We start from the raw sequence: 2097 nt of genomic DNA on the forward strand, positions 1-2097 counted from the left end.
TTCGCGCAGAAGGAATCGGGCGGGCGCGTCGAGTTGCTGATGGTGCGGCCGGCCGGCCATCTCGAGGGTCCGGCGGGCGCGTGGCTCGCGCTAGCACGGACGCATCGCGTGCTGAAGGACAACTCGCGCCTCATCCTGGGCGACGGTCATGTACTGAGAATCACCGGCTACGCGCGCCCGGGGCGGCCGATCGTCGTGAGCGAGGGCGATACTTCGATCGAGCAGATACTCCAGCGCGACGGCACGCTCGCGCTGCCTCATTATATACATCGCACGGTTGGGCCCGCGGACATCGACGACTATCAGACCGTGTATGCCGCACAGCCCGGCGCGATCGCGGCGCCCACTGCGGGCCTGCACTTCACCGACGAGGTCTTCAAGGCGCTGGCTGATGCGGGTATTCGTACGGCGAAGGTGACGCTGCACATCGGTCCCGGCACTTTCGCGCCGGTGCGCGCCGTCGAAGTCGAGAGTCACACGATGGAATCCGAGTGGTACACGATTCCGCCCGCGACGCAGACCGCCGTCGAACTTGCGCGGCGAGTCGGCGGGCGAATCATCACGGTCGGCACCAGCTCGACCCGCGCGCTCGAGTCGTGGGCGATCACCGGCGACGTCCAGGGTTTCACCGGGCTCTTTATTCATCCGGGCTTTCGCTTCAAGCTGGCAGACGCGATGCTAACGAACTTCCACATGCCGCGAACGACGGTGCTCGCGCTGGCCATGGCGTTTGCCGGACGCGATCAGCTTCTCGCCGCGTATCGCGAAGCGATTCGCCATCGCTACCGCTTTCTCAGCTACGGCGACGCGATGTTAATCCTGTGAACGGGCCGATCGAATTCAGCGTGACCGCGGTGGAAGGCGACGCGCGCAGCGGACGGATCGTGACTCCGCACGGCGCGATCGCGACGCCCGCCTTCATGCCGGTCGGTACGCGCGCCGCGGTCAAAGCGATGGCGCCCGACGAGTTGTGGTCGATGGGCTACACGATGGTGCTGGCCAACGCGTACCATCTCGCGATTCGGCCGGGGGCCGAGCTGATCCGCGAGATGGGCGGAGTCGCGCGCTTCATGGGATTTCCCGGCGCGGTGCTCACCGACTCAGGCGGCTTTCAGGCGATGAGCCTGGCGAAGATCAATTCGATCAATGAAGAGGGGATCCGTTTCCGCTCTCATCTCGACGGCGCGCCTTTGATGCTCTCGCCCGAAAGCGCGATCGACATCCAGGAACAGCTCGGCGCCGACATCATGATGGCGCTCGACGAATGCACGCCTTTCCCCGCCGAGCATCGGCGCGCGCTCAAGTCGCTCGAGCTCACCGCGCGATGGGCCGAGCGCAGCCTGGCGGCGCGCAAAAGTTCGACGCAAGCGCTGTTTGGGATCATCCAGGGCAGCATTTTCGAAGATCTGCGCAAAACCAGTGGGGCACAGATTACCTCGATTGCTTTCGACGGTTACGCGGCGGGCGGCCTCTCAGTCGGCGAGCCGAAGGCCGCGATGCTCGAGATGGCGGCGCTGTCCGCGTCGATGATGCCGGCGGACAAGCCGCGCTACCTGATGGGCGTCGGCACGCCGTCGGACTTGCTCGCCGCAGTGGCGATGGGCTTCGACCTGTTCGACTGCGTGCTGCCGACGCGAAACGCGCGCAACGGGATGGCCTTCACCAGCAGGGGCGCGGTATCGATCAAGCAGGCCGCGCACGCGCGCGACTCGACGCCGCTCGACCCGGCCTGCGAATGCCGCCCCTGTAAGACCCATTCACGCGCCTACCTGCGTCATCTATATTTGTCGGGCGAGATACTCGCGGCGCGGGCTCTGACGGAGCATAATCTGCACTTCTACGCGAGCTTGATGCGCGAATGCCGCGATGCTATCGCATCCGGGAATTTCACGGCGTACGCGATGGTTACATCGGCAGCATGGCGTGAGGCCGAGCCGGCAACTCCAGGAGACTTGTAGCTTGAACTTTTTGATCGATTCCAAGGACGTGATCTGATGTTGTTCGAGGGTACCGCATGGGCGCAGGCCGCCGCCGGCGCGCCAGCCGATAGTCCGTCGTTCGTCCAGCAGTTGATGACCGGGCCGGGGCCAATCATGG

The 2097-nt window shown here is 65.0% G+C and carries 2 protein-coding genes; both read left to right on the forward strand.

The window, feature by feature from the left end; all coding sequences use genetic code 11:
- The coding region (locus VIW95_RS16415) for an S-adenosylmethionine:tRNA ribosyltransferase-isomerase (protein WP_331588537.1) at nucleotides 1-825 on the forward strand (825 nt) is incomplete at its 5' end.
- The gene (gene tgt / locus VIW95_RS16420; protein WP_331588539.1) at nucleotides 822-1958 is read left to right on the forward strand and encodes a tRNA guanosine(34) transglycosylase Tgt; all 1137 of its coding nucleotides are present in this window, start codon (nucleotides 822-824) and stop codon (nucleotides 1956-1958) included. The genes VIW95_RS16415 and tgt, both read left to right, overlap by 4 nt.
- Nucleotides 1959-2097: the final 139 nt, after the last annotated feature.

Origin of the sequence: Binatus sp. (SeqCode) (genome assembly GCF_036522015.1) — a bacterium.
GTDB lineage: Bacteria > Desulfobacterota > Binatia > Binatales > Binataceae > Binatus.